Annotated in this window: 12 protein-coding genes; 7 read left to right on the top strand and 5 right to left on the bottom strand. The window is 72.4% G+C overall.

The annotated features are described in order from the left end of the window. Window positions 1–103: 103 nt before the first annotated feature. The 5 genes from ACSLTV_RS19020 to ACSLTV_RS19000 form a co-directional block, all read right to left on the bottom strand. The gene (locus ACSLTV_RS19020; RefSeq protein ID WP_432133323.1) at window positions 104–1,174 is read right to left on the bottom strand and encodes a C40 family peptidase; all 1,071 of its coding nucleotides are present in this window, start codon (window positions 1,172–1,174) and stop codon (window positions 104–106) included. 17 nt (window positions 1,175–1,191) lie between these two features. Beyond that, window positions 1,192–1,674 (bottom strand): poly-gamma-glutamate biosynthesis protein PgsC/CapC, encoded by a 483-nt coding sequence (locus ACSLTV_RS19015; protein ID WP_432133324.1) that lies wholly within the window; start codon window positions 1,672–1,674, stop codon window positions 1,192–1,194. 87 nt (window positions 1,675–1,761) lie between these two features. Beyond that, window positions 1,762–3,672, bottom strand: a complete 1,911-nt coding sequence (gene pgsB, locus ACSLTV_RS19010) for a poly-gamma-glutamate synthase PgsB (protein ID WP_435612526.1) — start codon at window positions 3,670–3,672, stop codon at window positions 1,762–1,764. A 6-nt stretch (window positions 3,673–3,678) separates the two neighbouring features. Next, window positions 3,679–5,925, bottom strand: a complete 2,247-nt coding sequence (locus ACSLTV_RS19005; RefSeq protein WP_435612548.1) for a HAMP domain-containing protein — start codon at window positions 5,923–5,925, stop codon at window positions 3,679–3,681. A gap of 205 nt (window positions 5,926–6,130) precedes the next feature. Further along, window positions 6,131–7,297, bottom strand: coding sequence for a CapA family protein (locus ACSLTV_RS19000; RefSeq protein ID WP_435612547.1), 1,167 nt, complete (start codon window positions 7,295–7,297; stop codon window positions 6,131–6,133). A 161-nt stretch (window positions 7,298–7,458) separates the two neighbouring features. Between ACSLTV_RS19000 and ACSLTV_RS18995 the strand changes: the two genes are divergently transcribed. From ACSLTV_RS18995 to ACSLTV_RS18965, 7 genes are all read left to right on the top strand, one after another. Beyond that, window positions 7,459–8,316 (top strand): hypothetical protein, encoded by an 858-nt coding sequence (locus ACSLTV_RS18995; protein WP_432157346.1) that lies wholly within the window; start codon window positions 7,459–7,461, stop codon window positions 8,314–8,316. Between the two features lie 260 nt (window positions 8,317–8,576). Next, window positions 8,577–9,959, top strand: a complete 1,383-nt coding sequence (locus ACSLTV_RS18990) for an ABC transporter substrate-binding protein (RefSeq protein ID WP_435612525.1) — start codon at window positions 8,577–8,579, stop codon at window positions 9,957–9,959. 61 nt (window positions 9,960–10,020) lie between these two features. Continuing rightward, window positions 10,021–11,301 (top strand): carbohydrate ABC transporter permease, encoded by a 1,281-nt coding sequence (locus tag ACSLTV_RS18985; RefSeq protein ID WP_435612546.1) that lies wholly within the window; start codon window positions 10,021–10,023, stop codon window positions 11,299–11,301. Next, the gene (locus ACSLTV_RS18980; RefSeq protein ID WP_435612524.1) at window positions 11,298–12,155 is read left to right on the top strand and encodes a carbohydrate ABC transporter permease; all 858 of its coding nucleotides are present in this window, start codon (window positions 11,298–11,300) and stop codon (window positions 12,153–12,155) included. The genes ACSLTV_RS18985 and ACSLTV_RS18980 overlap by 4 nt, the downstream gene beginning before the upstream one ends. A 127-nt stretch (window positions 12,156–12,282) precedes the next feature. Then, on the top strand, window positions 12,283–12,993 hold the full coding sequence (locus ACSLTV_RS18975; RefSeq protein ID WP_435612523.1) for a glycosyltransferase family 2 protein: 711 nt from the start codon (window positions 12,283–12,285) through the stop codon (window positions 12,991–12,993). Between the two features lie 34 nt (window positions 12,994–13,027). Then, on the top strand, window positions 13,028–15,301 hold the full coding sequence (locus tag ACSLTV_RS18970; RefSeq protein ID WP_435612522.1) for a bifunctional glycosyltransferase/CDP-glycerol:glycerophosphate glycerophosphotransferase: 2,274 nt from the start codon (window positions 13,028–13,030) through the stop codon (window positions 15,299–15,301). A 1-nt stretch (window position 15,302) separates the two neighbouring features. Beyond that, the gene (locus ACSLTV_RS18965; RefSeq protein ID WP_435612521.1) at window positions 15,303–17,519 is read left to right on the top strand and encodes a bifunctional glycosyltransferase/CDP-glycerol:glycerophosphate glycerophosphotransferase; all 2,217 of its coding nucleotides are present in this window, start codon (window positions 15,303–15,305) and stop codon (window positions 17,517–17,519) included.

Raw genomic sequence — 17,519 nt, 5'->3', positions numbered from 1 at the left:
GGAGAACGGGCTCACGGCCGGTCGGAGAACGGGCTCACGGCCGGTCGGAGAACGGGCTCACGGCCGGTCGGAGAACGGGCTCACGGCCGGTCGGAGAACGGGCTCACAGCCGCTTGGCGCTGCGCAGCGTCTTCGCGTAGTAGCCGTTGCCGTCCAGCCGGGAGACTCCGCCGATGTCGCCGATGGTCGGCCCGTCGACCTCCTCGCGGCTGGACACGAAGATCAGGTGGCCCTCCGTGTCGTGCCCGAGGACCATGCCGACGTGGTCGAGGCGCTCGCCCGTGCGCGTGTCCAGCTTGAAGAAGACGAGGTCGCCCGGCTGCAGCTGGTCGATCGCGGACGGGCGGTCCTTCGCCGAGATGCCGGTCAGCGGCAGTACGTCCACGCCCTCGCCGGAGCGGGCCATGCCGTTGGCGGTACGGGGCAGGCCGTCGCCGGACTCGTCCGAGGACATGAGCGGGTAGCGGGCGCGGTAGCCCCACACCATGCGGATGAACCCGGAGCAGTCGATGGACCGGGCCCGCATGCTCTCCGGCCGTCCCACGACGCCGTCCCGGAAGGGGTACGGGACGCCGAGGTAGTCGTAGAAGTCGGACTGCTCCAGGCGCAGGTCGTTGCCTGCGGAGCCGTTGGGGTTCAGGGGACCGAACTTCGCGTCACCGGCGTAGACGACGCCCTGCTTGTCCTTCTTCTCCGGGGCGCCGGCCACGTAGTCGAACGCGAAGGCGAAGATGTCGTCCTTCTCGCTCGTCGCGTACTCGGCGTACCAGTCCTTGAACCACTTCTCCTTCTCCGCGCCCTTGGACCACGGTTCGGGCATCAGCCGCACCCAGTCGGTGGTGGACACCTTGGAAGCGGTCGAGGCGGGCTCCTGGAAGGTGCGCGCCGGACCGGTCAGCGTCGCGGTCAGCGCACCGTCGGTGAACACGCCCTTGATCCGGCCGTCGGCGCCGCGCAGCACGGAACGCGCCGGGTTCTGCAGCCGGGACCAGGTCTCCTCGCCGGTGTCCGCGGAGGCGCTGGAGCCGCCCTTGAGGATGCCGACGTTGCGCACCTCGGTGATCCCCGGGTCCTCCTGCTTGCGCAGCTCCATGGTGAGGTAGCCGGAGGTCCCCACGAGCGCGAGCAGCACCAGTGCGCCGACGAGGGGACGCGTCTTCTTCTTCCCTGCCATCGTTTGCTCCTGGGTTCTCAGACGGTCGGCATGACGCCGAGCAGCAGGCCGGCCGCGACGACGATGTAGGCCATGAGGGAGACGGTTCCGGTGGCCAGCAAGGTGGCGCCCTTGGGCTGGCGCACCATCTGGTAGGCGATCAGGCCCGGCACGATGAAGCCGAGGGTCTGGTTGCCGTACATCAGCGGGAACTCGAGGGAGAGCACGATCATCACCGTGGCCTGCAGCAGCACGCCCAGCAGCACCACGGCGGCGAACAGCCGCTTGCCGTAGAGGATCACCAACCGCTGCATGATCTTCGTGCCGCCGTAGGTCAGAGCGGTGACACCGACGACCATGGCCGCACGCTGGACGTCCTCGATCAACGTGAGCGCCAGCCAGCCGGGAGTGATCATGCCTCCGGGCGACAGGTTGGTGGTGAGGTAGCACAGCAGTGAGAAGAACAGGCCTATGGCGATGCCCAGGGCGGCCATCTCGGGGGTCAGGGCGGCGGTGGTCAACGGATTCTCCGGGCGGGGATGCGAGTGCGGGGTCGGGGCGGGGGGCAGCCGGCTTCGGCCGGCACGGCCCCGGCAGCCGCGCGGGTGTCAGGCATGCGGCGGGCCGCCTCGGTCGTCGTCGGCGAACCTCTCCGGTGCCTGCCGCCGGCGGCCCGCGGCAGGCTGTTCGGCGGTGAACCACGAGCCGCCGCCCGTGGACGAGGGTTCCCCGGCGGGGCGCAGCCCGTGGCCGTGGGGCCGCTCCGGGACCTCGCCGTACGCGGGCGGCTCCGAGGCCTCGCCTCGGGCGAAACGGTCCGTGCCCTCTGCATACGCGGACCGCTCCGGGACCTCGCCGCTTCCGGCCGGCTCGGCGGGCGAGCCGTGGGCGGACCGTTCCGGGGCCGTGGTGTACGCGGCCCGCTCCGGGCCCGTGCCCTGCGCGACCGACTCGGTGTACATGCCGTGGGCAGACCCGTCCGAGGCCCTGTCGTATCCGGCCCGCTCCGGGAAAGCGCCGGTTCCGGCGTGCCCCGTCGTCCCGTACGCCGCCCGGTCCGGGGAGGCGCCGTCCGGGGCCTGCCCCCGGGTCATGGGGTGCGGGCCGGCCTGCGCCGGGGTGCCGGCGTACGCCTGCGCGCCGTCGCCGTAGGTCCCCGGCACGTCCGGGTGGTAACCGTGCGCCGGCTGGGCCGGGATCCGGATCACCGGGATCTCCTGGGTCTGCGAGGCCTGGTAGCGCTCCTCGTAGGCCGTGGGGTACGAGGCGTAGGGGTCCAGGCGCTGGGGCCGCGCCGGGGCCGCCGCGGCCTCGGCCGGCACGGGCTCCGGGTCGGTGTCGTCGGCCGGGAGCTCGGCGAGGTACTCCAGGAGTTCCTCGCCCTGTCCGTGGATGTTGCCGACGGCGACCAGGGAGGAGCCGTCGGACATCCGGTCGAGCATCGCGGGCATGAACTCGTCCGCCGAGCGCCGCTCGCCCCCGAGGTCGACCGCGCGGTTGCGCCACTCGGCGGGAATGGCGTCGATGGCGCTCTTCGAAGGGTGTCCGATGACGAAGACGTTGTCCGGCCGGAGGTCGGGGATGATCTCGCCCATCTGGCCGTTGCGCTCCACCCGGTCCGGGCGGCAGTTGATCACCACGTTCACGGGACGGCGGATCGCGCCGAGGTCCAGGAGCTGGTTGATGTTCATCAGCGTGGACTCGGGGTCGTTCGCCGCGAACACGTTGGCGAAGGCGAGCCGCCTGCCCGCCGGGGTGACGTAGCGCTCCACGGACAGCACACCGGGGTCCGGCGGAGCGTCGTACATTCCCTGCAGGGCGACCTGCCGCTCCACGCCGAGCAGTTCGGCGACGACCAGCGCGATCGCCACGTTCTCCTTGAAGGTGAACCAGCTGAACCCGCGCAGTTCCTCGTCGGTGACGGTCTCCGGGTCGGCGTAGATCAGCCGGCAGTTACGGGCGTCCGCCTCCTCCTGGAGGATGTGGAAACGTTCCTTCTCCGCCGTCACGCAGATGCCGTCCTCCGGCATCGAGCGGCACAGCGAGCGCGCCACGTCGTCCAGGGTCGGCCCCATCTCGGCGAGGTGGTCCTCGCGGACGTTGCACAGCACGCCGATCGTGGAGCGGATCAGCTTGCTCTGGTTGACCTCCTGGAGGGCCGGCATGACGGCCATGCACTCGATGACCAGCGCGTCGGGGCGGTAGGCGGCGGCCCGGCGGACGATGCCGATCTGCTCCACCACGTTGGCGATGCCGAACTTGCGGTAGACCGGCTCCTCGGTGGCGTCGGGGTGGATGAACCGCGCTGCGGTGCCCGTCGTCTTCGCCACGGTGACCAGGTCGCCGCCGCGCAGGGCGCCCGCGCACAACCGGGTGATGGAGGACTTGCCGCGGATGCCGTTGACCAGCACCCGGGAGGGTATGGCGTGCAGGGCGGCGTAGTGCCTGCGCTGCTCCACGATGCCGGCGACCAGCAGGGACACCCCGCCGATCAGCAGCACGAAGTAGAGGTAGAGCACTACGGGTCACCTTCCTCCGGCGACGGACCGGGGTTCGGCCTGCTGTCGCGCCTGGTTCTGTCTGCGGGCCTGCAACTGCTGGCGGATCAGTTCGAGGCTGCGGACCACGGCCCCCACCTCGTCGTGGTAGCGGGGGTAGAGCACGGTCTTGAGGTCGCCGTCGGCGAGCTGCTCGGCGGAGGCCGCGAGGGCGCGCAGCGGCCGGACGACCACCAGGTGGATCCAGCCCAGGCAGACGACGATGGCCGCGAGCCCGAGCAGCCCGGCGAGCACGCTGCGGTCCTCGCGCTCGTAGGGGGTGATCTCGAAGTGCTCGGCGTTCTGCCAGCTCACCAGCGACCAGCCGATGTCCGCCGCCACGCCGCCGCCGGAGAACGGAGCCGCCGCGGCGACGGTGACCGAGCCCCCCTCGCGGATCAGCAGGCCGTTCTCCACCGGCCCCTGGCCGACCCGCAGGTTGCCCGCGGTGACCAGGTCGGTCAGTGCGTCGCGCGGGAGCCCCTCGAACGCGAGGAAGCCGTCGCTGGCGGCGATGGTCCTCGCCTGGGAGTCGACCACGCGGACCTCTCCCAGGCCGGGCCGCTTCAGCAGCGAGTTGAGGAACTCCACCCGCACCTCGCCGACCAGGGTCGTGCCCTTGTGGCCCGGCACCGCGGCCGATGCCTGGACCACCGGCTTCTTGCCGCCCCGCACGACCCGGATCAGCGCCCGGTTCCCGTCCTCGTCGCCGTCCCGGTTCCACGCGTGCGGGTCGCCGCCGGACCGGGCGACCACCCGGCCGTCCTCGTCGACGACGTACAGGGCGTCGTACCGGGCGTGCCGGCTCAGGGCGTCCTCCAGCACCTTGGTCGCGGCGCCGGGGTCCTCCGCGTCGATCAGGCGGGTGGTGGAGACGAGGTCGGCCTGCGCCTCGTTGAGCGCGCGCCGGACCCGGTCGGCGATCAGGTCGGTGCGGTCCCGCTGGTCGTTGACCATGGTGGCGGGCACGCTGACGGAGGCGTCCGTGCGGTTGAGCAGCAGGCCGACCGGTACGCACCACAGCAGGAGCAGGGCGGCGGTCAGGGCCAGCGGGACCCGCAGACCTATGCGGCTCCTGCGGCCGGGGGCGGCGGTCTCCTCGGAGCCGCTCAGCCGGCCGCGCAGCCGCTCCAGGGCCGCGCCGATCCGGGCCGCCTCGCCCCAGCCGGACGCGGTGACGGACCGCGTCAGGTCGCCCCGGGCCAGTCGGCGGGACTCCAGGAACAGCCGCAGCAGGGGCCGTTGCACGGCCATCCACAGCACGGCCGCGGCCAGCAGTCCGAGCAGCACCAGGAGACCGGCCGCCACGAGTCCGTACAGGCCCCGCTCCTGCCCGTCGGCCTGCTGCTGCACCACCGGCAGCAGGGCGACGACCGTGAGGCCGAGTCCGGCGCCGACGCTTCGCTTCTCCTCCGGGTCGGAGGAGGCGAGGGAGGCGTAGCCGACCGTGGCGACACGGCCGTTGTAGTCGTCGCCGACCAGTGTTCCGCTGACCCCGGGGTAGCCGCGGGAGCCGGGCTCCCTGGCGCTGACGGGGTCCTGCTCGGTCTTCTTCGCCGCCTGCTCGCCGAGCCGGCTCATCTGCTGGTGAAGGAAGGAGAGTTCCTTGCGTTCCTGGTCCGAGTTGAGCGCCTCGGCCCGTTCGAAGCCGGCCGTGGCGAGGATCTCGCCGCCCCTGGCCACGACCGCCATGGAGCGGAACGGGCCCAGGTTGATGGCGGGCACGGACAGGCTGTTGGAGGCGATGAGCAGGTGCTGCGACCGGTCCTTCCCCTCGAGGACCGCCATGGTCATCAGCCGTACGTCGCCGGTGGCCAGGCGGACCATACGGGGGGTCAGGGCGTGGTCACCGGTGAGGACGTCCTCGTCCAGCCAGCCGATGGGGATGGTTTCGCCGCGGGCGGCGAGCACCTTCCCGCTCTCCAGGTCCACGATCGTGGTCCCGGTCCACTTCTGGTACGTGGTGCCCAGGTCGGACAGGATGCGCTCCGGCTCGACGGGCTTGCCCGCGTTCAGCGTGGCCGCGGTGCGCTCGAGGTCGGTGACCCGCTCGTCGATCGAGGCCCGCAGGGCGATGGCGCCGTCCTCCGCGAAGTAGCGCTGCGAGGACAGCACCGCCTCGGGCACCACCTGCTCGCCCGTGGGGCCCAGCACCTTGGCGGTCAGTCCGGCCAGGGCCAGGATCAGCACGCACAGCAGCGCGATCGGGGGCCGTATGCCGCCCAGCAGCGGCATGTCCGCGCGTCTGCGGGCACGCCGCCGTCCTCTGCGCACGGGGCGTGCGCCGCCTTCGGTTGAAGTCACCGGTGAGTCCTTCGCCTCTTCGTACGCTCAGCACGCGTAGAGGCCGTCGTGTGCGCGGCCGTGCCGGCCGTTTCCGTCTTCCATGACTGCCGAGGCGGGCGAGGGTTGTGCTCGTACGCCACGGCTGTGCTGTTCGTCACGCGCCCAGCGAGAGCCGCTCCAGTCCGTCTCCGCCGGGGGCGCCCCGGTTGTAGAGGAAGCCACGGGTCCGGTCCTCGGCGAGCCGGTAGCGGGCGAGCCGGTTGCGGGGCAGGTCGCCGGGGTGGTCGATCCCCTTCTGCACGTCCACCACCCGGATGTCCTCGACCGCGTCCGCGGGCGCCTTCTCGCCGTCCTCCAGCTCCGGCGGGATCTCGACCAGCGTGGTGCGGTAGCGGGCCTGGACGTCCCAGCCGCCGTCGGTGGTCTCCCTGAACTCGAACCAGCCGATCGCGCCCTCCTCGGTGAGCCCGGTCGGCGAGGAGTGCCGGGCCACCTGGTTGCCGACGCTGTAGGCGACCCAGGTGCCGTTCAGCTTCTGGATGGGCTGCACCACGTGGGCGTGGTGGCCGATCACCAGGTCGATGCCGGTCTCCTTGGTGATCCGCTCGGCCAGCTCCAGCTGGGGGACGCTCGGCTCGTTGTAGTGCTCCAGCCCCCAGTGGAGCGAGAGGATCACCACCTCGGCGCCCTGCTTGCGGGCCCGGGCCTCGGCGTCCTTGATGTCCTGGGTGTCGATCCGGTTGAACGCCCAGCGCTCCTTCTCCGGGGTGGGGTTCAGGAAGGACTCCCAGGAGTAGGCGAGGTGGGCGACCTTGACTCCGTTGACGTCACGGATGTTGATCTGTTCTGCTTCCTCCGGTGTCCGCGCGGACCCGGTGTGCCCGAGACCTGCCTTGTCCATCGCGTCCAGAGTGCGCCGCACGGCCTTGAGGCCGTGGTCGTACGTGTGATTGGAGGCCGTCGAGCAGGTGTCGTACCCCACATCCTTCAGGGTCGTCAGGATCTGCGGTGGCACGAGGAATTCGGGGTAGCCCTCGAAGGGGCCCTCGGGCGTACCGACGGGTGTCTCCATGTGACAGATGGCCAGGTCGGCCTTGCTGATGATCGGTTTCACACCGGCCATGAGCGGTCCGAAGTCCAGACCGTCCTTGCCGTTGCCCGTCTTTTCGGCATCCTTGGCCGCCTGGGCGACCAGCTCGGGGTGGATGAGCACATCGCCGGCCGCGGCCACGGTGAAGCTTCGTCCGCCCGGCTTGACCTGCGCCTTCGGTGTACCGGAGGCGCAGGCCGCGGTCAGGCCGGCCATGAGGCCCAGGACCATGAGCACGCGAGCTATGCGGAAAGACCTACTAAATGTCACTGAGACATGCTCACACAGGATGTAAAGCCACCCCCGCCTCGGCCGTCACAAGAACATCACGTTTCACTCTCGCTCTCTGTGTCGCGGGGCTGGTATGGGCGCTGGCCGGATGCCAGTCGGCGGTGGAGGACGAGCCGGAGCCGTCGGCTCCGCGGGCCCACGAACTGGTCGACCTCCGCGACCGCGTCCTCACGTACACGTCCGGGCTCCACCCCGACGGCCCGTACGACCCGCCCAGCGCCTCCGAGCGCGAGCAGATCGCGCGTGGCGTGGGTCACCTGCTCGACGGAGACGCGGCCCGGGCCGAACGCGCGCTGGACCCCGTCGGCCTGCGTGTGACCCGCCTCACCGACACCGGCTCCGGCCGCCGCTACGACGAGGTCGCCGCCGCCCGCGACGGCAGGGCCGCGCACTGGGGCCGCCTCTACCTCACCGCGGACTCGGCCGTGCACTGGAACGTGCAGGTGCCCCACCCGGTCTCCGACCAGAACACCGAGTCGCTCGGCCTGCGGCTGCTCGAGGACACCCCTGGCGGCTCCCTGGTCCTGGCCGGTGCCCACCGGCGGGCCGGGCGGGACGGCTCCGCGGACGTCGCCCACCGCGAGGACAGCGTCTTCCACACCGTCGCCCTGGAACTCCAGAAACGTGACGTGCCCGCCCTCCAGGTCCACGGATTCGCCAGGTCGTCCGACCGCCCCTACGAGGCCATCCTGTCCGGGGGCGCCTCGCTCGGTGGGGTAGGCGAGGCCTCCGCGCTGGCCGACCGCATGGAGGCGGACGGGCTGCGCGTGTGCCGGGGCTGGTCGGCGCGCTGCCCGCTGGAGGGCACCACCAACGTGCAGGGCCGGTCGGCGCAACGCCGGCACGCCACGTTCCTGCACGTGGAGCTGGCGCCCCAGGCCCGGGACGACGGGTCCGAGTCCGACGACACGGCGGACGCCCTGGAGGGCCTGCTGCGGAGCTGGGCGGTCGGCGGCTGACCGAGTCGGCCGGCGGCCCCGCCCCACCGCCCCGTCGGCACGGCCGTCGCGGGGTCACTCATCACCCGGGGGCACCGGTCCGCACCGGGACCCGCCGTCCGGGACTTCGCACCGCCCGTTTTCCGACGCCCCGTCACGAGGCGGTCACGATCCCCGGGTTGACAGGGCACGCGCACTTGCCGACCTTCCGTGCCCGGCGTAGACCAGAGCCCACGGGACAGCGCTCGAACGTTCGACGAGGCACGAAGAACGGGGCAGTGATGCGCAGGACGAGCAACACCATCCACAGGAGCCGGACCGTGCGGACCGCGGCGGTCCTGGCGGCGGGGGCGCTGGCGCTCTCGCTCACCGCGTGCGGCGGCGACAACGACGACGACACCGGCGGCGACGCCCGCGGCACCGCGCCCGCCACGGACTCCGGGGTGAGCCTTCCCCGGCTGAACGGCACGACCCTGGAGGTCGCGGCCGTGTGGACGGGCCCGGAGCAGGCCAACTTCAAGAAGGTCCTGGCGGAGTTCGAGAAACGTACCGGCGCGAAGGTCACCTTCGTGCCCGCGCAGGACCCGATCATCAATTTCCTCGGGTCGAAGATCGCGGGCGGCGCCCCGCCGGACGTGGCGATGCTGCCGCAGCCCGGCGCGATCAAGCAGGCCGTGGACAAGGGCTGGGCCAAGCCGCTCGGCGACAAGGCGCTCGCGGAGCTGACGAAGAACTACTCGCAGGGCTGGCAGGACATAGGCAAGGTCGGCGGCAAGCAGTACGGCGTGTACTACAAGGCCGCCAACAAGTCGCTGGTCTGGTACAACGCCACGGTCCTGGAGAACGCCGGGGCGAGTGAGCCGAAGACGTGGGACGACCTGCTGAAGACCGCGCGGACGGTGTACGACTCCGGCGTCACCCCGTTCTCCGTGGCGGGCGCGGACGGCTGGCCGCTGACCGACTGGTTCGAGAACGTGTACCTCTCGCAGGCCGGCCCGGAGAAGTACGACCAGCTCGCCCGGCACGAGATCAAGTGGACGGACCCCTCGGTGAAGGAGGCCCTGACCACGCTGGCGCAGATCTGGGGCAAGGACGACTGGCTCGCGGGCGGCCGCTCCGGCGCGCTGCAGACGTCGTTCACGGACTCCGTCGGCAACACCTTCACCGGTGGTGAGCAGCCGAAGTCGGCCATGGTGTACGAGGGTGACTTCGTGCAGGTGAACATCGCGCAGACCAAGGCGAAGGTCGGCGAGCAGGCCAAGGTGTTCCCGTTCCCGAGCGTGGGCGGCGCCGCTCCCGTGGTCTCCGGCGGTGACGCGGCCGTCATTCTGAAGGACTCCGAGGGCGCGCAGGCGCTGGCGACCTGGCTGGCCTCGCCGGACGCGGCTCAGATCCAGGCGAAGCTGGGCGGCTACCTCTCGCCGAACAAGAACGTCGACGCGTCGGTGTACCCGAACGACGTGCAGCGCAGGATCGCCGAGGCACTGGTCGCGTCGGGCGACGACTTCCGCTTCGACATGTCGGACCAGACGCCCCAGGCGTTCGGCGGGACGCCCGGCAAGGGCGAGTGGAAGATCCTCCAGGACTTCCTGAAGAACCCGTCGGACGTGGCGGGCACGCAGGCGAAGCTGGAGGCGGCCGCGGTGCAGGCGTACGGGAGCTGACGTCGTGGCGTCGGCGACGGCGGGGGCCGGCAAGGCCCCCGCCCCTCGTACGCGCAAGAGCGTGACCGGCACCCGGGGGATCGTGGCGGCGCTGTTCCTGCTGCCCGCCCTGGTGCTGCTCGGCGCGCTCGTGGTCTACCCGATCGGGTACTCGGTCGTCCGGAGCTTCTACGACCAGTCCGGCGACGGGTTCACCGGCGTCGACAACTACAAGGCGCTGTTCACGGACCACGGCATCCGCACCGCCCTGAAGAACAACGTCGTCTGGATCGTGTTCGCGCCGACGGTCGCCACCGCCCTCGGACTGGTCTTCGCGGTGCTGACCGAACGGGTGCGCTGGGGCACGGCGTTCAAGCTGGTCGTCTTCATGCCGATGGCGATCTCGATGCTCGCGGCGGGCATCATCTTCCGCCTGGTGTACGACCAGGACCCGGACAAGGGCGTCGCCAACGCGGTGTGGGTGGGCGTGCACGACACGTTCGTGGAGGCGTCGGCGTTCCCGAAGGCGCATCCGGGACGGGACTCGCCGCTGGTCGCGCAGGGCGGCGGCTTCGTCACCCGCACGGCCGTCCACGCCGGTCAGCCGGTGCTGCTGCCGCTCGTCGGGGTGGCCCCCGGCAACATGCCCGGCGGCGCGCGACCGGCCGGGGCGGCGCGGGCCGAGCCGGGGAAGGTCACCGGCACCACCTGGCAGGACTTCACGCGCGGCAAGGGCGTCGGCGAGCTCAACGCGCCGGACGCCTCCGAACTCGGCTACGCCGGGATGCGGATCGAGGCGGTGAAGGACGGCGAGGTGGTGGCGTCGGCCAAGGCGTCCGCCGACGGCACGTTCACGCTGCCGGAGGAGGCGGACGGGGCGTTGCTGCGGCTGCCGGCGAGCAACTTCGAGGAGCCGTACAACGGTCTGGACTGGCTCGGTCCGTCCCTGGTCACTCCCGCGATCATCGGCTCCTACATCTGGATGTGGGCCGGCTTCGCGATGGTGCTGATCGCGGCGGGGCTCGCGGGTGTGCCGCGGGAACTGCTGGAGGCGGCCCGGGTGGACGGGGCGAACGAGTGGCAGGTGTTCCGCAAGGTCACGGTGCCGCTGCTGGCGCCCGTCCTCGCGGTCGTCACCGTCACCTTGATGATCAACGTGCTGAAGATCTTCGACCTGGTCTTCATCATCGCCCCGGGTTCCTCCCAGGACGACGCGAACGTCCTCGCCCTGGAGCTGTACCGCAAGGGCTTCTCGGAGGACCGGCCCGGCATCGCCAGCGCCATCGCGGTGTTCCTGCTGCTGCTGGTCATCCCGGTGATGTGGTTCAACATCCGGCGGCTGCGGCGGGAGGTGCGGCGATGACGGCCAAGACGTTCGCCGGGAAGATCGTCGAGAAGGTCAACGGCGGTGCGGTGCGGGCCTTCCTGATCGTCGTCGCTCTGTTCTGGCTGCTGCCGACCGTCAGTCTGCTGGTCTCGTCACTGCGCGCGCCCGAGGAGATCGGGGCCGACGGCTGGTGGAAGGTGTTCAGCGAGCCCTCCCAACTCACCTTCGACAGCTATCAGAAGCTGCTGGACAACGGCGACATCACCGACTCGCTCGTCAACACGGTGATGATCACCGTTCCGGCCACGCTGCTCGTCGTGGTGATCGGCTCCCTGGCGGGCTACGCGTTCGCGTGGATGGAGTTCCCGGGCCGCGACTGGTGGTTCCTGCTGGTGGTGGGGCTGCTGGTGGTGCCGGTGCAGGTGGCGCTGATCCCGATCGCCGAACTGTTCGGCAACCTGGGACTGTTCGGCTCCATCCTGGGTGTGGTGCTGTTCCACACCGGCTTCGGTCTGCCGTTCGCGGTGTTCCTGCTGCGGAACTTCTTCGCGGAGATCCCCCGCGAGCTGCTGGAGGCGGCCCGCCTGGACGGCGCGGGCGAACTGCGGCTGTTCGCCCGGGTGGTGATGCCACTGGCCGGGCCGGCCGTCGCGTCGCTGGCCATTTTCCAGTTCCTGTGGGTGTGGAACGACATGCTGGTCGCCCTGGTGTTCACCAACGCCGACAGCCAGCCGATCACGGTCGCCCTGCAGACCCAGGTACGGCAGTTCGGCAACAACGTCGACATCCTGGCGCCCGGCGCCTTCATCTCCATGGTGGTCCCGCTGGCCGTGTTCTTCGCGTTCCAGCGGCAGTTCGTGTCCGGCGTGATGGCGGGCGCCGTGAAGTGACGAGGACGGCGAGGGGCGCGCGCCCCTCGCCGTGCGCCCGCTTCCCCCGTATGCCGCAGAGTCCGTAACCAGGTCACTCCATTGGCCGTTCCCGGGCCGAACGCCCGCGCCGACCCATGGATGTGCCGTGCCCAGGTTCAGTGTCATCGTCTCCGCGTACCCGGTTCAGGCGTACCTGCGCGGGTGTCCGGATTCGGGGCGCGCCCGGTCGTGGGCGGATCTCGAAGTGACCGCCGCGGGTGACCGGTGGCCGGACGCCTGCGGGAAGGCCGTCGGCGAGCGGGCGGCGCGCGGCGCGCGAGTGCGGCCGCTGCGCCTGCCGGAGAACGTGGGCCGGGGAGGCGCGCGCGAGGCGGGGCCGGAGCGGACGGCCGGCGACTCCGCGGTGTGCCTCGACGGCGACGACACCCTCACCCCGAGCGCGCCGCGCGCCCTCGCGCGGTTCTGCCCGTACGACGACTCGCGGGCCGCCGAGCGGTTCGTACGGCGGGTCGTACGGCGGGTCGGACAGCGGGTGATGCTCGGGGCGGTGCCGCACGGGCCGGGATCGGTGGTGCCGTCGGCCGAGCGCCGGCCGGTGCCGACGGCGGGCACGGCGGCCGCGGCGGGCGCGGGCGCCCCCGGCGCGCCGGACCGGGCGGTGGGCGCACCGGCGTCCGCGCGCTCCCCCCTCGCGACGCTGCCGCATCCGGCCGGCCCGCGCACCGTCACCGAGAGCCTCCGAACACCGTTGTCGTCTCCGGGAGTTCCCATGCCCCCCAGTCCTTCCCGGCCCGCTCCGAGCCGGCCCTCCACCTGGCGTCCGTCGGGCCGCCCCAGCCGTACCCGCAGGGCGTGACCAGCCCCTACCGGACGACGAGAGAAAGATCAGAATGCCCCGCTTCAGCATCATCGTGCCGTCCCATGGCGTCGCGGGCCGGCTGTCCCTGGCGCTGGACTCCGTCCTCGCCCAGTCCTTCGGCGACTTCGAGCTGATCCCCGTCTGCGACGGCCCCGGCGCACCGGCCGCGTCGGTCGCCGCCGGGTACGCCGAGCGGGACTCCCGGGTGGCGCCGGTGCACTCGCCGCCGGCCGCCGGGCTGAGCGGGGCCCGCACCGCCGGGATGCGCACGGCGACCGGCGCCTACCTGCTCTTCCTCGACGGCGACGACACCCTCGCGCCGGGCGCGCTCGCCGCGCTCGACGCCCGGCTGACCGAGACCGGCGCCCCGGACCCCGCGCCCGAACCCACCCCGGCCACCCCGGCCACCGCGGACACGCCGGGCACCGGCGCCCCCGTGGACGTGCTGCTCTTCGAGCACGAGCGCACCCCCTGGTGGGACGGCGAGCCCGCCAACCCGGCCGCCCCGCTGCTGGCCAGGGCGCCCGAAGGGGCGTTCGCGCCCGCCGAGGCGCCCTGGCTGACCGGGGTGCAGCTCCCGGCGTGGAGCGCGGTCTACCGGCGGGCCTTCCTCGCCGAGCACCGGCTGGCCTTCCCCGACGGCCGCTTCACCGACCTGGTGCTGGGCGCCCTGGTGATGCTGCACGCCGAGCGGGCGGCGGTGCTGCGCCGGGTCGTCGTACGGCACCTGCTGCGCCGGCAGGGCAGCCGGCTGAACCAGCCGGGTCCGCACCAGGCGGAGCTGCTGGACGGGGTGGAGCTGGTGCTCACCCGGGTGGCGGAGCTCGGGGTGCCCGCCGAGCGGTCGGGGCCGCTGTTCGAGCAGCTCTTCGGGGCGGTGCTGCGGACGGCCGCCCATCCGACCCGGCTGCCGGCCGGTATGCGCCGGGCCTTCTTCCGCCGCGCGAGCCGGCTCTACCGCCACCACCGGCCCGCCGGATTCCGCCGGCCGGGCGGCAGTCTGGGCGTGCAGCACCGGCTGCTGGCGGCGGGCGCCTACACGGCGTTCCGGGCGCTGCGCGGCGCCAACCGGGCGGTGTCGGCCGCCGCCCGGCGCGTGCCGCGCCCGCGGGGGCTGCGCACCCGCCTGTTCTACCGGCGCCAGCTGCGCCGCCGTATCGACCCGAACCTGGCGGTGTACTGCGCGTACTGGGGACGCGGTTACGCCTGCAGCCCGGCCGCGATCCACGCCAAGGCCGCCGAACTCGCTCCGCACATCCGGTCGGTGTTCCTCGTCGAGCCCGGCCAGGAGCACACCGTGCCCGACGGCGTCGACCGGGCCGTCATCGGCAGCCGGCGGTACTGGCGGCTGCTGGCCCGCGCCAAGTACCTGGTGAACAACGCCAACTTCGCGGAGGGCGTGGTCAAGCGGCCCGGCAGTGTGCACCTGCAGACGCAGCACGGGACGCCGCTGAAGACGATGGGCGTGGACCAGTCGACGTACCCGGTGGTCGCCGCCTCGACCGGCAGCTTCACCAAGCTGCTGGGCCGGGTGGACCGGTGGGACTACAACCTGTCCTCCAACACCCACTCCACCCAGATGTGGGAGCGCGCCTTCCCCGGCTCGTACGAGCACCTGGAGTACGGCTATCCGCGCAACGACGTCTTCTACACGGCGACCGCCGAGGACGTCGCCCGGATCCGCCGCGAGCTGGGCGTCCCGGACGGCAAGACGGCCGTGCTGTACGCGCCCACCCACCGCGACTACCGCAGCGGCTTCGACACCGGCCTGGACCTGGAGGCGTTCTGCGCGGCGGCCGGCGAGGACGTGGTGGTGCTGCTGCGCGCCCACTACTTCTACGACCGGGGCACGCGGGGCGGCAGCGGCCGGGTCATCGACGTCACCGGGCACCGGTCCTCGGAGGAGGTCGCCCTGGCCGCCGACGCGCTGGTCACCGACTACTCGTCGATCATGTTCGACTACGCCAACCTGGACCGGCCCGTCGTCGTCTACGCCGACGACTGGGAGGTCTACCGGGAGACGCGGGGCGTGTACTTCGACCTGATGGCGTCCCCGCCCGGTCCGGTCGCCCGGACCCCCGAGGAGCTGGCGCGGCTCTTCCGTGACGGCGGCTGGGCCGGCGAGGAGTCGGCGCGGCTGCGGGCCGCCTTCCGGGAGCGGTTCTGCGAGTTCGACGACGGCCGGGCCGCCGAGCGGGTCGTGCGCCGGGTGCTGCTCGGCGAGCCGCCGGAGGCGATCGACCCGGTGCTGCCGCTCGCCGAGCGCGTCCCCGCCCCCGCCGCGACGACCCTGGTCAGGAGCTGACATGCCCCGCTTCAGCATCATCGTCCCCTGCTTCAAGGTGCAGGGCTTCCTGCGCGAGTGCCTCGACTCCGTCCTGGAGCAGTCCTACCGGGACATCGAGGTGATCGCCGTCGACGACCTCTCGCCCGACGGCTGCGGCGCGATCCTCGACGAGTACGCGGCCCGCGACCCCCGGGTGACGGCGCTGCACCTGCCGGAGAACGTCGGTCTGGGCCGCGCCCGCAACGCCGGGACGCCCCACGCCACCGGCGACTACCTGTTCTTCCTGGACAGCGACGACACCCTCACTCCGGGCGCGCTGCGCGCCCTCGCCGACCGGCTCGACGCCACCGGCGACCCGGACGTGCTGGTCTTCGACTACGCCCGCACCTACTGGTGGGGCGGCACCCGCCGCAACGCCCTGGCCCAGGTGCTGGCCGAACGCGACGACCCGTTCACCGCCGAGGAGTTCCCCGAGATCCTCGACCTGCTGATGGTGGTGTGGAACAAGGTCTACCGGCGGGACTTCGTCGGGAAGAACGGCTTCGAGTTCCCGCCCGGCTACTACGAGGACACCCCGTGGACGTTCCCGGTGATGCTCAGTGCCGAGCGGATCGCCACGCTGGACCGGATCTGCCTGCACTACCGGCAGCGCCGCCAGGGCAACATCCTGTCCACCACCAGCCGCAAGCACTTCGACGTGCACGACCAGTACGAGCGGGTGTTCGCGTTCGTCGACTCGCGGCCCGCGCTGGCCGGCTGGCGCCCCTACCTGCACCGCAAGTTCGGTGAGCACTGCCTGGACATCCTCGCCAAGCCGGACCGGCTGCCGCCCGCCGACAAGGGCGAGTTCTTCCGGCGCACCGCCGAGCTGTTCCGCGCCCACCGGCCCGAGGGCGCCGAGGTGCCGCGGGAACTGCGGGTGCTGGAGGGCGGCTACACCGCCTACCGGGTCGGGGCGCGGGCACGGCGGGCCGCGCGGGAGCTGGCGCGGCAGGGCGGCCGGGTGCGGACGGCGGCCGGGGTGCGGGCGCGCCGCGCGGCCACGGCGCTGCCGGCCCGCCGCTCGCCCGACCCGCGGCTCGTGCTGTACTCGGCGTTCTCCCACCGGGGTGTGCTCGGCGACCCGGGGGCGGTCTACCACAAGGCCCGGGAGATCGCCCCGCAGTTGCGCGGCGTGTGGGTGGTGCGCGACGCGGAGACGGCCGCCGCGCTGCCCGAGGGCGTGGAGCACGTCCTGCTGGACTCGCCCGAGTACCGCAGGCTGGCCGCCCGCGCGGGGTTCCTCGTCAACAACGTCAACTGGCCCGGCGGGCTGGTGAAGCGGCCCGGCAGCGTCCACGTCCACACCCACCAGGGCACCCCGCTGAAGTACATGGCGGCGGACCTGCTGGACCGGCCGGGCGCCCGGTTCGGCGTCGACGTGCCGCAGATGCTGCGCCGCGCCGACCGCTGGGACTACAGCCTGGTCGCCAACGAGCACTCGGAGCTGGTGTGGGAGCGGGCCTACCCGTGCCACTTCACCTCGGTGCGCACGGGCAGCCCGCGCAACGACGTCCTGGTCCGCCCGCCGGCCGGCCGGGCCGAGGAGGTCCGCGCCCGGCTGGGCGTCCCGGAGGGCCACATCGTGGTGCTGTACGCGCCGACCCGGCGCGAGTACCGGCGCGGCGGGCACGTCGACCGGATCGACCTGGCCCGGTTCGCCGCCGACCTCGGCGAGGGCCACACCCTGGTGGTCCGTCTCCACCCGTCGCTGGCGACCGGCCCGGCGCGCGGCATGGGCCTGTCCGACCTGCACCGGCGGGGCGTTCTGGTGGACGCGACCGACGAACCGCACGTGGAGGACGTCATGCTCGCCTCCGACGTGCTGGTCACCGACTACTCCGCCCTGATGTTCGACTACGCGCACCTGGACCGGCCGATCGTCGTGCACGCCGACGACTGGGCGTCGTACGCGGCGACCCGGGGCACCTACTTCGACATCACCGCCGAACCGCCCGGCCATGTCTCGCGCAGCTACCGCGAGCTGGCCTGGCTGCTGGCGTCCGGCAACTGGCGGGACGAGGAGTCCGGCCGGCTGCGGGCCGCCTTCCGGCAGCGGTTCTGCACGTTCGACGACGGCCGCGCCGCCGAGCGGGTGGTGCGGACCCTGCTGCTGGGCGAGTCGTGGCCGGTGCCGGACGCGACGGTGCCGGGCCCGCGCCCGAGCGTCGACGGCGACGTCCTCGCGGCGACGTGA

The organism is Streptomyces sp. bgisy159 (assembly GCF_965341775.1).
In the GTDB taxonomy this organism is placed as follows: Bacteria; Actinomycetota; Actinomycetes; order Streptomycetales; family Streptomycetaceae; genus Streptomyces.
This window is presented reverse-complemented; position numbering and strand designations above follow the sequence as displayed.

Bases quoted from the DNA above. Each gene is read 5' to 3' on its own strand.
- ACSLTV_RS19020 (WP_432133323.1), bottom strand. From the start codon at position 1,174: ATGGCAGGGAAGAAGAAGACGCGTCCCCTCGTCGGCGCACTGGTGCTG.
- ACSLTV_RS19005 (WP_435612548.1), bottom strand. From the start codon at position 5,925: ATGCCGCTGCTGGGCGGCATACGGCCCCCGATCGCGCTGCTGTGCGTG.
- ACSLTV_RS19000 (WP_435612547.1), bottom strand. From the start codon at position 7,297: ATGGTCCTGGGCCTCATGGCCGGCCTGACCGCGGCCTGCGCCTCCGGT.
- ACSLTV_RS18990 (WP_435612525.1), top strand. From the start codon at position 8,577: ATGCGCAGGACGAGCAACACCATCCACAGGAGCCGGACCGTGCGGACC.
- ACSLTV_RS18980 (WP_435612524.1), top strand. From the start codon at position 11,298: ATGACGGCCAAGACGTTCGCCGGGAAGATCGTCGAGAAGGTCAACGGC.
- ACSLTV_RS18970 (WP_435612522.1), top strand. From the start codon at position 13,028: ATGCCCCGCTTCAGCATCATCGTGCCGTCCCATGGCGTCGCGGGCCGG.
- ACSLTV_RS18965 (WP_435612521.1), top strand. From the start codon at position 15,303: ATGCCCCGCTTCAGCATCATCGTCCCCTGCTTCAAGGTGCAGGGCTTC.